Here is a 19,485-nt window from a genome sequence, read left to right on the forward strand (position 1 = left end):
TACTTGAATTATTCTCAGACATTTTCCAGTGTTAAAATTTCATTACTTTCAAAAGGAACTTTTAACTTTCTAAGCAATACCCGTCCAACATCCTGAAGATTTTCCTCTTTCATAAGCTGTAGCAACGAAATTTCACATCCCAACTGATTACTGATCGCAATCTGCAGTTCCACTCCAATCAAAGAATCAATTCCCAGCTCGGTTAACCGAGTATTTCCATCAATTGTATCTGCTGGCAATTGCAACGTTTTTTCCAAAATATGAATTAGATTCTCGATGACAAAAGGTAAACGCCCCTCTAAGGGCAAGATATTTAACTGTTTCATAACTTCAGTCTGTTCACCTGTTGACACCCCTAATGCGGTCAAAGGCTGAAAACGACCATAAGTTCGCGTAATAGGAAACGCGCTGAACCATTTTGACCAATCAATATCAAGGACGGCCAAGAAGGGTTTGTGAAGTTTCCATAATAATGGCATTACATCGAGTGCCTTTTTGACAGGTAGAGGATTCACTCCAAAATTCTGAAATGTTTTGACAACATGACTATCCTTTTTCAGCATATTGCCACCATCAATAGCGCCCCACTCAATAGATAGAGCAGGCAAACCAATCCTTTGACGATATTGCGCCAAAGCATCCAGAAAGGCATTTGCGGAAATATAGGCTGCCTGACCGATATTGCCAAACAAATGAGTCGCAGATGAAAATAAAACAAAATGATCCAACGCAATATCCCTGGTCAGCTCATGCAGATACCAGGCACCCTGCGCCTTGGGTAACATAACTTTTGCAACCCGTTCCCTATCAAGATTTTCAACCACTCCATCATCAATAATTGCAGCACAATGAAATATTCCCTTTAGGGGATATGGCAACTGTTGCACTTTTCCAATTGTTTGTTGTAGGGCATGAAGATCAGTGAGGTCGCACTGCATTTGATACAAACTGATTTCATTCTCTTGTAAGATGCTTAGAATTTTCTGAATTGATGAATCATTTTTCTTAAGTGAGCGCCCTATCAAGACAAGATGTTTGGCTCCTTTTTCAGCCAGCCATTGCACCAATTCAAGCCCCATACCGCCATAAGCGCCTGTCACCAGATAAAGCGCATTGGCTTCAATCGAGGCAACTTCTTTTTGAAGAGGATTAACCATTACATCTTTTGTATCGGTAAAATTGATTACAATTTTACCGATATGCTGGGCAGAAGCTAATGTTCTGAACGCTTCAACCGCTTTGGCAGCAGGATAGACCTTACAGGGTGGCAGAATAATTTTGTCATTCATTATATCCCGCACAATTTTTGTCACAATATCCAGAACTTTTTCTGGACAAACAGCTCCCATCCGATCCAAATCCATAGAAAAGAAATTAATATTTTTATTGAATGCCTTCATTGGCATCCAACGTTCTTCGGCAATATCTTTCTTTCCCACCTCACAAAAACTGCCGAATGGGGCAAGCAGTTCCAAACTGTGATGTAATGCTTCTCCTGATAGGGAATTCAGGATAACGTCCACTCCCCTTCCACAAGTTACCTGTTTAACCCCATCGACAAATTCAAGATTACGCGAATTCCAAACCTGTTCACATCCCAAATCCCGCAAATACTGACGTTTTTTCTCATTTCCAGCCGTTGCAAAAATTCTGGCTCCCCGCATTTTTGCAATTTGAATTGCTGCCAGTCCCAAACCTCCTGCCGCAGCATGAATAAGAACTATTTGACCCTGTTGTAAATTCGCCAAATTGATCAGTGTATGATAAGCTGTAGAGAACACTATGGGCACAGTAGCCGCTTCTGCATCAGGGATTTTATGTTGATCATATTCCTTGATTTTATCAATTTCATCAGAGGTCAACTGATATCGTTTTGATTCCCTTAACAAGGAATGCGTGGAATAATGGACCGCGTAAATATCCTTCAATGCCAGGGTAACATGTGAAGTTAAACATCCCTTAAACGTAATGACAAGGCGATCTCCAACATAAAAGCCAGCCTCCTCCGCCCCTTTACCAACGGCGACAACCTTTGCAGAGGCTTCCATTCCCAGTCCATCACCGTGAAATGTATCCTTCATGACAGAACGCGGTAACAGGCCCATAACTTTCAATACATCTTTAAAATTCAAAGGAGCATCAATAATTTCAAGTTCTACATGACCTGGAGGCGGTGGTTGACGCACAAATGCATCATAACGGATTTTATCCAAAATACCCGGAAAACCAGAAACAAGCCGAAATCCAATTTTTTGAGAATCAAATTGTTCATAAGGAACACATCGCACTTCCTCACGTCTTGTCATTGGTGTTAGACGGGATAGGTAGCGATCCTGACCACGCAAGACAACATCATCCTCCATCTCCTCATCCAGGATTTCGGCTGCAAGGATAGCTGAATCTGTCTTAAGATCCGCATCAATATCAATCAATTTTAATTTCAGTTCAGGACGTTCAAAGGAAAAAGCCCTCGCAAATCCTCTTAATGATGATTGATCCAAATTAATTGATTTATTATTTTCATGAATTTGTTCTGATCCATTAGTAATTATCACGAAACGAAAATTCTCTGAAATTTTCTTTTCTTCAATTACCGGTAATCCATGTGACAGCACCAGAGCTTCTTGTACCAGAGACAATCCAATTCTATCTTCAAATTCGTTGTTTCTGGTATAAAAATAAACAACCGCACGACATTGATGAATATTAACAAAAGAAAAAAAATCCTGATAATCTTTTACCTGACCTTCCCGAATATGAAATAGGTCTTCAGTCTCTTTTCCAAACTGCTGACCAATCTTTCCAACAAGAACGGTTATCCCCTGCATCTCAAGTTCTTTTTTCAGGAGTTCCAAAAATTGATCACTATCTGTCAATATCGCAATCTTGGCAATTTCTCCTAGAAGAGATAAAGGTTTTGATTTTTGCCATTCACGATGATAAAGCAATCCCATCTGTCTGGCTTCTTTCTGCTTTTGACTGGCTATTTCTTTAACAGTCAACCCCTTGATAGAAGCAATCAATTCTCCCTTTTCAGTATAAAGATCAATATCACCAGTGAATAAGTCTTCATCTCTTACCGGATTATTGGCATAAGCATATAACTTGCCCTCATGTCGACCATAATACATAACCCGCTCAATAGCGACAGGAAGGAAAGTGGTATCTTTTACTTGTTGTTTTGCACACAAAATTCCAAACAGTTGAAAAGCCCCATCCAACAAGGTTGGATGAATACAATAATCCTTGATACTATTCTGTTCAGTATCAGCAATTTCAAGATAGGCCAATACGGCATCAGAATTATGATATAACCTCTTAATTGTTTGGAAAGTCCGGCCATATTCCAGTCCATGCTCACGTAATTTCTGGTAAAAGAACTCAATCTTAATATCTTCAGACATTTTCTCTTTTAATATCTGGAGATCAATTACCTTATCTTCCGACCATGGCATAGTACGTCGCAGAGCAACCGTTGCATATAATTCCCATTCATGCGAATCATTTTTGACTCGCCCAAAAGCAAGTAATCGCCCTGTTAAATCATCAAGGCACCAAGTCATATACGGATAAAAATGCTGGTCAATAATCATTGCCTTTTTTAATTGCAGATCCTCGATAATGGCAGGCTCCTGCATTTCTTTAGGTGCATCAATTGCCAGTTGAGCATGAGCTGCCAACGCGGCCTCAACATACGCTGCCCCAGGCAAGACAATCATCCCTTCAACCTTATGGTCGGGCAACCATGGCATAAAATTGATATTCATCTCGGACAACCAGCCCCGTGATGCGGCCCAATCAACATTGCCTAGAACTGGATTTACGCGTTCCGCCAACCGTGTCGCTTTAGAATGTTTACTCTCAAAAAGGTAACTTTCTCGTGCCCAACGATAAAAAGGTAAATCGACCCGTTTTCCACCCGTGATTTTTCCCCAGTCAAGATCAAGACCTATTGCGGAAAGATTGGCAAGCGTTTTTATAATGGCTTTTTCTTCAGGTTCAGAACGGTGCAAACTATAAGTAACAGCAATCGAACTGTTTAATGTTGCAGCGCATTCTTTGATAGAAGAAGATAAAACTGGATGAGGACCTATTTCCAAAAATAGATTGTGTCCATCATGAATAAGAGAGGATACCGCCTCGGCAAACAAAACTGTTTGACGTAAATTACGATACCAATAATTCTCATCATGAAAAAAGGTGTCATCACAAATACGCCCCGTAACCGTCGAATACAAGGGAATTACAGGCATTTGTGGACAAATATCTTGCACTGATGCCTCAAATTCTTCCCGGATCTGATCCATGATGGGATTATGATAGGCAAGTTCCACCCTAAGAAAACGATTGAATTCTGAATGCCTATCAAGTTCAAGTGCAATTTTTTCTAGATTTTCTTTTGATCCAGATAGAGTAAAAGAACGCGTACTGTTAATCGCGGCGACCGTAACGTCTCCAGCATATTTTTCAATTAAATTGACCGCCGATGAAGGTGGCAGACCGACGGCCAGCATTGCCCCCTGACCAGAAAATTTTTGTTGCAATCGACTACGATGGTAAATGACGGTAACGGCATCCTTCAAACTTAAAGCACCTGAAATATAGGCGGCAGCAATTTCACCAACACTGTGTCCTACAATCGCAGATGGTTCAATTCCATAAATTTTCAGGGCTGTCGCTATACAAACTTGAATTACAAAAATGGCGGGTTGAGCCACCGCCGTTTCATGAATACGAGATTCAGTTTCCATTTTCTGCATCTCTTCAAGAATTGACCAACCTGACAATTTCTTAAAATAAGAATCACATTTCCCAGCGATTGTTATACATTCAGCAGGCCCCTTCGATAAGAGCCACTTTCCCATTCCCCACCATTGTGGACCCATGCCAGAAAAAACAAAAACAGGCCTGCTTTGTGTTTTAACCTGCTGATTACCAATTATTACATCCGAATTTAGCTTATCCTGTATAAAATCCTGAAGGTTTTGAATAAATTCATCTTTGTTTTTTGCAACAACAACCAGATGTTTCTGAAAAAATGAACGATGCTTTCCCACTGAATAACAGATATCCGCAAGGGATATATCGGTTCCCTGCTCGAAATACTCACAATAACTTTGTGCCATCAATTTTAAGGACGGCAATTGTTTCGTTGATAACGATAAAATATACCGATTTGAAGGTAAACAAGTAGTTTTGCCACAGATATCTGATGATTGTTCATTTTGACGAGGAGCCCGTAAAATAACATTTGCGTTTGATCCACCATAACCAAAGGAATTAACCGCAACATATAAATCATCTGACAAGGATTTTAATGAAACAACTTTATCCTGAATCAGGCGTAAATTCATCTCAGCAAAAGGGATATTAGGATTTGGCTCTTTTAAATTTGCCTGTGGTGGCACGGCTCTATGCTTGACACACAAACAAGCCTTAATCAATCCGGCCACACCTGCCGCCGCTTCTAAATGCCCGATATTTGCCTTTACAGATCCTATGATAACAGGTTGTCCGTTCGGTCGGCTTTTGCCAATTGTATTGGAGATTGCCTGAGCTTCTAAAGGATCTCCCACAGGTGTCCCTGTTCCATGCGCCTCAACATAAACGATATCTTCCAATTGTACATTGGCCTGTTGAGCAACTTGATGAATTAGTTTTTCCTGTGCACGCGCATTTGGAACGGTTAATCCTTCATTATGTCCATCCTGGTTAATTCCAACCCCGCTAATGACTGCATGAATTTTATCTCCATCACGCACAGCATCTTTCAGCCGTTTAAGAACAACAATACCACAACCCTCTCCCCTGCCATATCCGTCAGCAGAAGCATCAAAGCTTTTACTTTTTCCATCTTCGGCCATGAAATTGGCCTTGGCGACAATAGCACCGGATTGATCCGTGATCATCAAATTAACGCCGCCGGCCAAGGCCATATCACTATCGCCATTTCTCAGACTTTGACACGCCAGATGAATTGCGGTTAAAGAAGATGAGCAGGCTGTATCAAGAACAAGCGAGGGACCACAAAAATCAAAAAAATAAGAAAGTCTGGCAGAAAGCATAGTAATAGGCAAAGTTGTAGGAAGAAAATTTCTTTCTATTTCCCCTTCTTTCGCTTCGCTAACAGAGTGTTTCGTTAACCAGTCCGTCGCAAAGACACCTATAAATACGCCCACTTTTTGTCCAGCATAGGATGATGGAACAAGACCCCCCTCTTCTAGCGCCTCCCACGCGACTTCAAGTAATATTCTTTGTTGTGGATCACATTGTACAGCCTCTTTAGGAGACATACCAAAAAACAAGGGATCAAATTCAACTATAGGCTGTGTCAGAAAACTGGCATTTAGAAAAAAGCTTTTGGCAATAACTGAATTATCCTGATCATAGGCCGTCCGCCAGTTCCAACGATCAGGCAAAATACGGCTAACCGTTTCTTTTTTCTGACAAATAGCCTCCCAAAAACTTGAAAGATTGAAAATATCTCCTGGGAATCTACAGCCTATACCAACGATTGCAATTTCTTCGTTACTATATTTGTTTATTAGTCTTCCCATAAAATAACACTTTCTTTTTTCTATAATTATTTATTATATTTTCTCATTAATAAAATATTCTATCTCGAATTTTTATTAAATGGTTTCAATATATTGCATTGCCAGCTTTTCTAGATGATTGCGCAACACATGTCCCTCTTCATCCCTCGGAATGGAATTAACCCATAAGACACTTACATCGGGCAGGTTATAAAATTCTTTTTCCAATATCCTGGCAATTTGATCAATATCAAAATTATCTCCGCGAACAATAGCTAACCAGGGTTGCTGAATTCCATCGTTATCAGGCATGGAAAACAGAGCCGCATCTTTTATACCTTCTATACTGCAAATGACTGCGTCAATTTTATTAGCGTAAAATTTATCACCTCCAAAATTGTAAAGTTCATCTACACGACCAATCAGCCTTAAAAGACCTTCCTCATTCAATATTCCTAAATCGCCGGGATAGAACCAACCATTTTTAAACTGTTTATGAGTATCCTGAACATTTTGGAAAAATTTCTGTACGATATTTGGACTTTTAATTCGGATATTACCTATCTCACCATATGTTAGTGGATGGTCTTGATCATCAACAACCTGCACATCAATCCATGGCATGATCCACCCCGCTGTGTCATCATGGTTGATTTGATCAATATTGATCGAAGCGATAACCCCTGCCTCACTTGTCGCATAGGTAACATTCAGATTTTTTGTCAGACGTTGCTGAACAAAATGACGTAAACCATTAGGAAAATTACCAGCAACGACAATTAATCTTAAATGATCCTGTCTGGGTATATCTTCTGGCAAATTTTCTGCAATCAATTGAAGCTGTGCAGGCGAAATAACCATCAAATCAGGTGACAACATGGCAATAGCGGCAAAATACTGCTCGCGATCAGCCATAATAATTGTCCCGCCGATTGACCAGATGCTTAGATAGCATAAAAATCCATGAAAACTGCCAAAAGCTAATGTGGGTAGCAATGTTGGATATCTCGGAATTTCCGACATAAGAGACCAGCTGATTTTTTCCTGGGTAATCATCCTTATGACAGATGATTCAATCATTGAGGCTGTATAATCAATTCTATGCCGCATGAAAGACGTTCCAGCCGCAATTGAAACACGTACAATACGATCCGGTTCATAGAGCGTATAAATGGGATCAGGTTTGAAACGCTTCATGGCCTGATCATACCAATTCAAATCAAGCACGTGTATTTTAGCTGCCGTATCAATATCAAAAAGCGTATCGCTAATAATTGCATCAGGCTGCAATATAGCAATCTCCTTTTCAGCAATCTCGCTATTACTGGATACTGACGCTGAAGCGACACCAATTCGGCTTAGCGCCATTAAAAGCATCCAGTGAATATGTACTTGCTTATAATTAACAGCCACAATTTCGGAACTATTATCAATAACGTCCAATAAAGCATGTGCAAGCCGATTTATGTCTCTATTCATTGCCGCAAAAGTAATTGAGCCTTCGAATGAACGGATAGCAATTTTATCCGGTGCAACTTTTGCAACATAATCTATGAAGCGATCAAACACGTCTGTTTTTCCCTTAAATAAAAGCTTCCCTTTTAGCTATAATAAAAGGAAAGCTCTATTAACCCTATTTAACTGGATAATCAACAAATTGCTTTATGCCAGTTTCATCATTTCATTGATATCATCTTCAACAAAATAAGAAGCTGTATCTGTCAGCTCAACCCGGATCAATTTTTTCCCAGTGCCAAATCTTGTTATCTCAATTGGCAATTGCGCCAATCCCATTGTCCAACGATCTGTTCTATCGGGCTCAATGCTATGCCAACCTGAAAGTTCCGAAATATCAGTCGGGAACATGATCAGGGTTCTATTTGAAATCACGCTAATTTTCGAAACCAAAACACCTAGTGTCCGTCTATCATCTATAAAGGGTCCAATAACATCTGAAGGTAAAGATGTTTTTGAATTCATGGCTACAACATAAGTACCATCAGGAATAAAGAAACTGTAAATATTATCCTTGAAATGAACAGGCTTAATCTTTTTCCCCTTATCAGTAATAAGGCATAAATCAGGATTACGGGTTATCGCTCTTTTTATGATAGGTTTATACCCCAGCTGAGTTGCCCTGCGATCCAAACGATTCCAAATCGGTTCAACCTTGCTTCTGGAAACAGTCAATGGTGCAGCTGCGTCATTTTCCCAGCTTTTATGACCTGCATGCTCATTAAACTCCAGACCGAAATTAACAATATCGTTATCAAATAGATACTTATCATCTGTATTTAAATAAGATTCAGTCATCAGATTTTCTGATAGCAAAATCGAGTGTTGTTCTGTTTCAACATGATAAATCTGGAATTTGTCCCGGGATTTATCAATAACAATCGAACGGCCATTAACCAACATACGGACAGGAATCAAACCACCATCAATATACACGGTATGTTCAGGGGTTAAATATAAATCACGATGCGGTTTATTCAGACCAAATGCGTGTGCTTTGATACAAACTGGATACAAATCGTTTTTATTTTTACCTTGATCCACGGAAATATCCGTTTTACCAATCCAAACAATTTTACGGTTTATCCTTCCATTATTACAAATAGCCACAACCTCATCACCAACGGAAAGAGATTCAACCGGTTTTTCACCTTTAGATGTAAGAATGTTTGTTCCCAATAGAAAGCATTTTGTAATATCAAAATAGGAATTACCATCAGAACCCCGAACAATATTTACATTAGGCAATGCCTGATTGCTGTCCCCTGCATCATAACGAAAAGAGGCAATAGTTTTGGATGTTTTTCCATCATTGTGAATAATGGATAAAATACCGTCCTTATAACTTGTATAAAAAGTGTTAACATCCGATGACCCAGTATCATTTTCAAATAACAGATGATCATCGAGTTTAAAATTCTTGATCACCAAATGACCATCGACATCTTCAATGCTACCATGATATTCATAAACACCATTGGCTTCATTATTAAAATCAGCAATCAAATCATTTAAAGAACTTGACCTTGTTATTTGTTGACCATTAACGATAACACGGGCACCATTATGAATAATGATTGTCGGCATATCTGTACCAACATTGGTGGCATTGATTGAACGGATATTCAAAACTGCATCATTGTCCAATTCTATAACACCCGGATTTACACCGTCCATTGTTAGAGAACCAATATCAACTTCAGAATTTTGTGCGATTTTTATCCGACCATTACCGCTCAATATTACATTGGATAAAGAAACAACATTGGACTCTGCACTGTTATAGTTCAAATTTGCGACACCACCATTACTCATGTCCAGGTTATGAACAGTGACATACGTCCCATCCAGATTAATGGATGAATTCTTGTTCAACATCACTGTATCTAAGATAAGATTGTTTGCCAAACCAGTAGAAAAGTTAACCATACCCGTTAAATTCACGTCACCAAAATTACCGGTAGCACCATCCGCGACAGCAAATGTTTTGGCTAGACTTGATGAATTCGATAGATTCCATCCTTTCACATCATAGATATCACTCGAACCCAAAGTGAAATTGTTCGTATTCAAATCAGCAGTAACCGTCCCGGCCGTAAAAGCAACATTATTATTTAGTATAAAATTATTACCGGTACCTGATAACGTGACATTGCCAAAGGTCAGATTACTCATATTACCTGTATTGAACGTGATATTTCCCGTTAAATTCACGTCACCAAAATTACCAGCCGCATCATCCTTAATGGAAAAGTTTTTTGCAAGACTTGACGAGTTCGATAGATTCCATCCTTTCACATCATAGATATCATTCGAACCCAGGGTGAAGTCGTTCGTATTCAAATCAGCAGTAACCGTTCCGGCCGTAAAAGCAACATTATTATTTAGTATAAAATTATTACCGGTACCTGATAACGTGACATTGCCACCACCTAAGTTAACCGATGCATTTGTTGCAGCTGTAAATGATGTATTGCTACCCAGACTTATCCCAGTTCCTGTAATTGATCCTGAAACATTAAATTTGTTATTATCGCCAAGGGATATATTGCCAAATTCAAGATTATTCGCCTTACCCGTATTGAAGGTGACATTTTCACCCAATAAATTTACATTACCAAAATTGCCGGTAGCTCCATTCCCGACAGTGAATGTTTTGGCTAGACTTGAAGAGTTCGATAAATTCCATTTTTTCACATCATAGATATCATTCAAACCCAGGGTAAAGTTGTTCATATTCAAATCAGCAACAACCGTCCCGGCCGTAAAAGTAACATTATTATTTAGTGTAAAATTATTACCGGTACCTGATAACGTGACATTACCACTACCTAAGTTAACCGATGCACTTGTTGCAGCTGTAAATGATGTATTGCTACCCAGGTTTATACCAGCTCCCTTGATTGATCCTGAAACATTAAATTTGTTATTATCGCCAAGGGATATATTGCCAAACTCAAGATTATTCGCATTACCCGTATTGAAAACCGTTTTATCAACCGTGGTTGTATCACCTATATATCCTGTAGCTCCATCCCCTAATGTTACCGTTCGGGATACATTAACATCAAAATTATGAACATCAAAATCAACATTTTTTCCTATCGTTAAAGAACCCCCGCGATAACCGATAATAATTCGGTCTGCAGAAATACCAGCATTATCTCCGATAGTGAATGTTTCACCATTACCTATTAGCTGGACAGTACTCGCGACAATCCTACCTTCATTGCCAACAGAAATAATGCTTTTACTACCATTCTGAAGCAGCGTTTTTGCAGCGGATAAAATCCCTCCACTTCCTATAGTCAACAGCTGGTTTATTCCATCTATATTTAAATTGCCTTCGGTAGTTTCCAATAAAGATTGGCTCCCCAACATCACTGAATTTGCACTACCATTCAGATTGATGTCACCACTTATTGTCATTGAGGTTAGATTGCCGGCAGAAATCAATGATCCTGATGTAGGATGATTGGTCTCTGAACCAATCCCTCTAAAATCACCAAGATACATCCCGCTTCCTTGAATGCCGACATGATCACCAATATTTAACCGATCAAAGCTGCCATCAATGGTAATATCTTGGGTCAAGCTGACTTGATAACCGTCCCCAATATGAATCGACGCACTTGAATTATCCTGGTATATATAACTGGATCCGTTTATGGGAACTTCCAGATTTTCAATGTAATATCGACCCATACGAATGTATCCAGCATTCAGAACACCTCCCTGCAAATCGACATATCCCTGGTTTTCATTAATAACAATACCAGAACCCAAACTGATATTTGCCCCTGAGCCAATGACAACACTATTATTTGAACCTACCCTGAATTCAGCCAGGGCACTACCATCACTGTCTATAAAATTTGAATTGGAAGTATCTTTTAAATAATGTCCCAGGGAAATTATATTCGCTTCAAGCGCAAGTCCTGTTCCAAACTGTAAAAGTGAATTACTGGCATCTAATCTTATCACACCATCCTCCGCAAAGGATGGAGCATTGGCCATCGGATACAAACCATCATAACCTAGAGAAATATTGGCATCGTTACCGATAGACATATAGGCAGTGCGGTATTTGGAATCCCCATCAATAATTCGGTCCATACTATTTTGACCATAACCGACTGATATTTCAGCCCCTGTCAGGCTCAAATGATCCCCCGCTGAAACGAATGCGCCTGCCTCAGCTGCAAATATGCCGGCATTTCTGTTGGTAAGATGAATGACATTATCATCACCAATTATCAGCTGTGCCGCCTTCCCAGAAGCGGACAGATCCATATAACCGGCACCCATACCACCAGCAATGGTAAACCTGTTTCGCGAGCCAGTGGACATATACCCACCTGAACCGACAAACACACCACTTCCTGTATGGGCCCAACCATTGGATCCAACACTTATCTCTGTATCACTTCCAATTGTCATGGAGGCCAACATATAAACCCCCAACGTGCCTCCGACATTAATCTTGTTATTATTGCCTACACGTGTCCAATTGGCTGGTTTATCGGGTCGAATATCACCAACAAGTCCCCAATTTCCATCAACATCCATTTTTACATGATTTTGGGTTGAAACAGCACCTGTTCTCTGGTCTTCCATACCTGAGCCAATGGATTGACCTGCATAGGATTTATCCGCCGCTCCACCCAAAAATCCATTGACACTTAGATATGACCCTTCATCCAGGGTCAGCGCTGCGGAACCGGTTACACTTTTTTCATTATAACCTAACTGTAAATTTCCCGTTCCAAAGGCATCATATCCTGAACTGTTTGTGTCTCCCACATAAAGTTTGTTGCCAGCCCCCACTTCCATGGTTGCCTTGTTGTTACCCGCACTAACCATAACGCCGGTTTTATTCCAGACAATCATGTGTCCCGGACCATTCTGGGCACTGATCAAATTATCAAGCTGGCTTAGAAATTTTTTTCCCCAACTCTGTCCTTTTATAAGTTTTCTAGTGGCGGAATTAGTGATATCAATCCCATTCTTTTTTAATAGATCCCTAAGCGTGGCTCCAACAACAAGTTGCAACCCATTACCTATCAACAGATCATTACCTTGACCAGGATCATTGATAATAATCCTGGAGGAATCAGGATCAGGTGCGTTTGCAAACAAATCCCAGCCTTGTCCAGCTGCCGCTGCAATCGTCTTCATCATGTCGGTAGGAGATTTCTTGGAAAATGTCAAAGATGTAAAATTAAAGGCAAACGTATTATCATTAAACCCATTAGGATCAGGTTCATAACCCGCCCCCCATTCAGGATGCACCTGAGATGGATCATATTCAATAGAGTTGCTTGTAGCACCGGGAATTGGCTGAAGCATGGCAAACGTTGACGTATGATCAAAACCTGAGGAAGAAATTAAGGAAGAGGTTACTGAAGAATCGTCAGACTCGAAAACTGAATCTTCACCACTTCTCAATGTGGCTGCATCTTGTACACGTGTAGGCTGCATTAATTTCATCCTTAATTAAAGTCAATGATATTTTTAAATATTGTTCAATTGATTAACTATGATTCAGTTAAATATATCTGGCATTATTCTCTTAAAATAACTTCCGCAAATTGAGGGATAGTCAAAGCTTTTCCCCCAATATTGACCAATTCAAAATATTCATTCCATTCACTTTCTTGAAAATGCCCAACTATATATGAAGTCAACTCATTTATTGGTACAGACCAGGTTACATAAAATTCCGCATCCACTGCACGAGGAACTTTTCCGTCTATTTCACCAATAGCGATTAACTGGACTCGATTTTCACCTGCCAAGGTTGATAGACTTGAAATCATGCGTTGCAAAACTTGTTCTTTGATTGCCTTTGTAAGCTTTATCCATTTTTCCCTACCGGTAAAAACCTGGGTAAATACATAGGCCATAATATTTCCTTTTAATTCGCCATTTTTATATAAAATCAGTTTCCTAATCTTTATATAAAAAGATTTTTAAATAAGATAAAAAATATGTAATTGATTCAACAAATAAAACTTATTTTTAATAATATCAGTAAAAATATAAAGAATAAATCATTAATTTAATACGATTTATTTATTATTGATATAATATAACGAATATTTATAAAATCTATTCTTTGATTTAATAATAATTTATTCGAAATATAAAATATGATAATAATTAAGAGCGTAATTATTATAAATCATTACGATTTATAATAATTACGCTCTTGATAACAATTGAAATAATAAAAAATAATTATTTGTAGAAATAAAATAATATTATTTAATTCTACAACCTCTATCAATCACATGATTATACCGATGCCAAACATGTGTTTCACCAAATAGACTGATCCCCATAAAACCCCGGATTTTTAATTGATCATGATCGTCTATCCAGATTTTGGCATCATAAATTTTTTCATTTCGGGGATCTATAATTTTTCCTACCCAATATTTACTTTTTTCCTTACGCATAAAATTACGTAACATTAAAAAATTGCACTGGGAAGTTCCTTTAGAACTCACGGGAGCAACAGGTCCTTTATATTGCATCCCTACAAATTTACCACAAAGACCCTCACCACATTTATATATCTGAAAAACACCGTCTTCTGCCTTGGTTGTCCATAATCCAATTTCTGGCATGGATCTGGTTTCATTCAGATTTTGTGCGTAACTTTCATAAAAGGGACAACATAAGAACATTCCACCTATCACAGCACCTAAGATCTTGGTTATAACTTTATTTTTATTTAACACTTGCTTAATCATCTCCATTTATTAATAAATAAATCAATATTTATTGATTTATTTCAATAATGCATCAAGCTTCCCGGTCTCTTCCATCCTTAACAAATCATCACATCCACCCACTGACTGGCCATTTATAAAAATTTGCGGAACAGTAGTCTTACCCCCCGAACGTTTTATTGCCTCTTCTCGTTCTGCCGTACCTTTAGGAGCATTAATCTGATTGAATTTCACGCCTTTTGAATTTAAGAGCGTCAGAGCTTTTTGACAAAAAGGACATCCTGGTTGTGTATATATTTCAACTTTTGCCATAGTTTTTCTCCCAAAAACATTTAATTACAAATAATATATCTTATTTATGATAATCTATAATTTATAAACTATAAATGAATAATTTTATTTTCAGAAATAACTTACTTTTGCAATAACAACCACAAATATGCGTTTTACACCCGCTTCCAGTAATATTCTGCTACAGGCCATCAGGGTACTGCCCGTGGTCATAACATCATCCACCAATATAATTGTCTTACCCTGAAGAATTTTTGAATAGGCTGGATTAACCTGAAATGCATTTTCCAGTAAATCTTGTCGTTCCTGTTTATTCAAATGTCCCAAGGACTGTGTATCCCTAATTCTTTTCAAGGCCAATAATAAAAGGGGAATATTTGATCTTTTGGCCAATTTTTTTCCCAGCAGGGCCGATTGATTGTATTTTCTATGCCGCAAACGTTTCTTGTATAACGGAACAGGAATTATATATGCAGCATTATCAAAAAAGGGATTGGCAATATTCCAAATAGAACCTGCTAAAAAGTTCAAGCCATTCAACCGATCTGCATATTTTAAGGGTAAAATCAACTTTTTAATTCCTTCGTTATATACAAAAGCTGCCCGCCCCTTCTCCCATAAACATGGCTTTTCCCGACAACTCAAACAAAGATGATCCTCTCCCGCCTCTGAATCAGAAAGAAAAGGCGTTCCACATTGTTCACAACAGGGCTCCACAATAAATTCAAGCTGTTTGAAACAGTCAGAGCATAAATATCCAGATCGTTGAATATGAACACCGCATAAAATACAGCGTGGCGGAAATAAAAAATCAATTATATCAAGATAAGCTTTCGATAGCATTTTCTTAATATCATCATTCTCTAGTTCCCCATTACATGTAAAACCAGTTCTCGAATATGTGGCCTTTTTCTATGTTCAAACAAATAAACGGCCTGCCATGGCCCTAAACTTAATTTCCGCTCAATGACAGGAATAGACAAGGAGGTTTCGGTCAACATCGTTTTTAAATGGGCGGGCATATCGTCACTCCCCTCATCAGCATGCTGATAGGAGCGATTTTCTGGAACGAGATCATTAAAATAATTTAGAATATCACTTCTTACCGAAATATCCGTATTTTCCTGAACGGTTAAAGAAGCTGAAGTATGTTTACACCATATCGTTAACAGGCCAGTATTGATGGCTGATCGCAAAATCCAACTGGACAGGTCAGCCGTAATCATGGTTAATCCCTGACCTTGCGTTTTAACACTCAATTTACCAACCTGCTGTTTCATTCTTTATTTTAAAAACCCCACGATATATTCCGCTTCAGACACAATAGGATCAGCAATTGCTGATGCCTTCTCGGCACCCTGTTTCAAAATTGTCTGTAGATATTGTTTATCTGCCAACAATTTCTTTGTTTCCTCTCTGATTGGTGCAATTTTTTGAATTAAAAGATCCGACAATGCGGATTTAAAAGGACTAAATCCTTTTCCGCCAAAATCCTGGAGCACCTGTTCAATCGATTGCTTGGCTAAAACCGAATAAATTGACACTAAATTTAACGCCTCTAAACGATGTGACAACCCTTCCTGTTCAGACGGTAAGGGTTCAGAATCACTTTTTGCCCGTTTAATTTTATTCGTAATTGCATCATCCTCATCCAGTAACTCAATCCTCCCCTGTTCGGAAGGATCCGATTTGGACATTTTTTTACTACCATCCCTTAAATTCATTACACGGGCGCTTGTTTTTGGAATAAATCCCTCGACAACAGGAAAGAAACCAGTTTTGTAGTCATGATTGAATTTCTGGGCAATATCATTTGTTAATTCCAGATGTTGACGCTGATCCTCACCTACAGGTACACACGTTGCCCTATATGCCAAAATATCAGCGGCCATTAAATTAGGATAAACATACAATCCTACAGAATTGGCCTCCCTGTTTTTGCCCGCCTTATCTTTAAACTGTGTCATCCGGTTCATCCAGCCAATTCGCGCAACACAATTGAAAATCCACGCCAAACGCGCATGAGCGGATACAGCTGATTGATTAAATAAGATATGCTTGTTGGGATCAATACCAGCAGCCAATAAAACAGCTGTCTGTTCCAAAGTCTGTTTTCGTAGGGATACGGGTTCCTGCCAAACCGTCAAGGCATGCATATCAACCAGGCAATAGATACATTCATTATCCTGTTGAATATCAACCCAGTACTGAATGGCCCCCAGATAATTTCCCAAATGCGGGATACCAGTTGGTTGAATTCCTGAAAATACGCGCTTACCTGACGGCTTGACACTCATAAATCACCTTGATCCTTTATTTATTAGTTATCCGGTTGGTTCTTGGTTACCCCAACAAGATGAATCTTAAAAATTAATGGGCTATTTGAAGGAATAATCCCCATAGATTTTTCTCCATACCCTAATTTAGGCGGAACATAAAGCTGCCAAACATCGCCAGGATGCATTTTAGGCAGGGCTTCCATCCAGCCAGGTATTAATCCCTCGACAGGCATTTGCATTAAACCACCACCATGCCGATCTGATGAATCAAATATGACACCGTCTGGCAAACGACCTTCATATTCCGCCAAAATTAGATCTCCTGGAGCAGGAGAGGCTTCCTTAGGGTTTCCAGACTGGATAATACGGTAAGCCAATCCACTGGGTAATGTTTTCACTCCCGGTTCAGCCTCAACCTTTTGCATAAACTGTTCGGGGGTTAATTGCTCCTTTTTACTACCGGCGCAAGCAACCAAGGGAATTGCCAAAACCGCAGGAACTATCCAAGAAAGCATCTTTTTCATTTTCAACTCCTGATAATTCAAATTTTACAAGGCACCGCCACGTCGACCTGCCTGTGCTCCCAAACGTAGTCGTAACGCATTTAATTTAATGAAGCCCTGTGCATCCATTTGATTATATGCACCTTCATCATCTTCAAATGTTACAACACGCATATCATAGAGACTATTCGGACTTTCACGTCCCATCAAGATAATATTACCTTTATACAGCTTCAATTTTACACGACCGGTAACAGAATGCTGACTTTCATCAATCAAGGCCTGCAGCATTCGGCGCTCTGGTGAGAACCAGAAACCATTATAAATTAATTCCGCATAACGAGGCATGATACTATCCTTTAAATGCCCGGCCTCACGATCAAGAGTGATCGATTCCATGTTTCTATGGGCAAATAATAAGATCGTTCCACCCGGTGTTTCATAAATTCCACGGGATTTCATGCCAACAAAACGATTTTCAACCAGATCAAGACGCCCGATACCATTGGCCTTACCCAACTCGTTCAAACGGGCCAGTATAGTTGCCGGGGACATTACAATTCCATTAATCGCTACAGGATCACCAGCTTTGAAATCAATACTGATTTCAGTCGCCTTATCTGGAGCATCTTCCGGTGAAATTGTTCGCTGAAAAACAGCTTCATCAGGAGGAAGGGAAGGATCTTCCAAAATTTTCCCTTCCGAAGATGAATGTAAAAGATTGGCATCGACCGAAAAGGGAGCTTCCCCACGTTTGTCATGAGTAACCGGAATCTGATTTTCTTCAGCAAACTGCAATAAACGGGTACGAGAAGTGAGATCCCATTCACGCCAAGGCGAAATAACAGTGACATCGGGTTTTAATGCATAATAGGCCAGCTCAAATCGAACCTGGTCATTCCCTTTACCCGTTGCCCCATGCGCAACGGCATCAGCCCCCACCTGTTCGGCAATTTCAATTTGTCTTTTAGAAATAAGTGGACGCGCGATTGAGGTTCCCAATAAATATTGTCCTTCGTAAAGCGTGTTGGCACGAAACATTGGAAAGACATAATCCCTTACGAATTCTTCACGCAAATCCTCGACAAAAATTTCTTTAACACCGAACATTTCCGCTTTTTTACGGGCTGGACCCAATTCTTCCCCTTGTCCCAAATCAGCCGTAAAGGTTACAACCTTACATTCATATGTTTTTTGTAACCACCGTAAAATAACAGAAGTATCTAACCCTCCCGAATAGGCCAGAACAACTTTTTTTACATTCTTATGTGCCATACCGCTTACTTTTCATATCAAAATTCTACAATTACGATCGGTTATATCATCAATATAAAGCTTTTTAAATCATCATTATTTGCAAGAACCCTAAAATTATAATTTTAAAAAAATATTATGGATAAAAATGTATATTTAATAACTATTTGATTTATATAACTTAAATTATTACAACTATTGTTCAATAATAAATAGATCAATAAATTTAAAATTATGCAGAACTTTTTCTTATTCTAAAAAAATTAACAATCAGATTTTTTCATATAATCTAAAAATTAAATTCCAAAATAAAAATTTTATTTTCAATTAAATTAAACAATCTTTCCCAAGTTTTTCAAAATTTTACAAT

The 19,485-nt window shown here is 38.8% G+C and carries 11 protein-coding genes; all 11 read right to left on the minus strand.

Annotated elements, in window-relative coordinates:
* Positions 1-14 precede the first annotated feature (14 nt).
* The 11 genes from U0839_RS03240 to U0839_RS03290 all read right to left on the minus strand — a co-directional run bounded on the left by U0839_RS03240 (position 15) and on the right by U0839_RS03290 (position 19,136).
* Positions 15-6,557: an SDR family NAD(P)-dependent oxidoreductase gene (locus U0839_RS03240; RefSeq protein ID WP_413550062.1), complete on the minus strand. Its 6,543-nt coding sequence runs from the start codon at positions 6,555-6,557 to the stop codon at positions 15-17.
* Between the two features lie 75 nt (positions 6,558-6,632).
* Entirely contained in the window at positions 6,633-8,105 is a 1,473-nt protein-coding gene (locus tag U0839_RS03245) for an AMP-binding protein (RefSeq protein ID WP_198185432.1), read from the minus strand.
* Between the two features lie 93 nt (positions 8,106-8,198).
* Positions 8,199-13,532, minus strand: a complete 5,334-nt coding sequence (locus U0839_RS03250; RefSeq protein ID WP_413550064.1) for a Hint domain-containing protein — start codon at positions 13,530-13,532, stop codon at positions 8,199-8,201.
* A gap of 83 nt (positions 13,533-13,615) precedes the next feature.
* Positions 13,616-13,957 carry a DUF6616 family protein gene (locus U0839_RS03255; protein WP_413550066.1) on the minus strand — a complete coding sequence of 114 codons (342 nt, stop codon included), beginning with the start codon at positions 13,955-13,957 and terminating at the stop codon, positions 13,616-13,618.
* A gap of 357 nt (positions 13,958-14,314) precedes the next feature.
* Positions 14,315-14,797, minus strand: coding sequence for a DUF2147 domain-containing protein (locus U0839_RS03260; RefSeq protein WP_413550068.1), 483 nt, complete (start codon positions 14,795-14,797; stop codon positions 14,315-14,317).
* A 48-nt stretch (positions 14,798-14,845) separates the two neighbouring features.
* Complete coding sequence (grxC, locus tag U0839_RS03265; protein WP_155564878.1) at positions 14,846-15,100, minus strand: glutaredoxin 3; 255 nt, start codon at positions 15,098-15,100, stop codon at positions 14,846-14,848.
* 90 nt (positions 15,101-15,190) lie between these two features.
* The gene (locus U0839_RS03270; RefSeq protein ID WP_413550071.1) at positions 15,191-15,922 is read right to left on the minus strand and encodes a double zinc ribbon domain-containing protein; all 732 of its coding nucleotides are present in this window, start codon (positions 15,920-15,922) and stop codon (positions 15,191-15,193) included.
* A 20-nt stretch (positions 15,923-15,942) separates the two neighbouring features.
* Positions 15,943-16,359 (minus strand): secondary thiamine-phosphate synthase enzyme YjbQ, encoded by a 417-nt coding sequence (locus tag U0839_RS03275; RefSeq protein ID WP_155568773.1) that lies wholly within the window; start codon positions 16,357-16,359, stop codon positions 15,943-15,945.
* Positions 16,360-16,362: 3 nt separating this feature from the next.
* Entirely contained in the window at positions 16,363-17,376 is a 1,014-nt protein-coding gene (gene trpS, locus U0839_RS03280) for a tryptophan--tRNA ligase (protein ID WP_155567581.1), read from the minus strand.
* 23 nt (positions 17,377-17,399) lie between these two features.
* Positions 17,400-17,882 carry an FKBP-type peptidyl-prolyl cis-trans isomerase gene (locus U0839_RS03285; RefSeq protein ID WP_110439519.1) on the minus strand — a complete coding sequence of 161 codons (483 nt, stop codon included), beginning with the start codon at positions 17,880-17,882 and terminating at the stop codon, positions 17,400-17,402.
* A 24-nt stretch (positions 17,883-17,906) separates the two neighbouring features.
* Positions 17,907-19,136 (minus strand): argininosuccinate synthase, encoded by a 1,230-nt coding sequence (locus U0839_RS03290; protein WP_413550073.1) that lies wholly within the window; start codon positions 19,134-19,136, stop codon positions 17,907-17,909.
* Positions 19,137-19,485 lie beyond the last annotated feature (349 nt).

It is taken from the genome of Commensalibacter sp. A3DC, from assembly GCF_047307945.1.
Taxonomy (GTDB): Bacteria; Pseudomonadota; Alphaproteobacteria; order Acetobacterales; family Acetobacteraceae; genus Commensalibacter; species Commensalibacter melissae.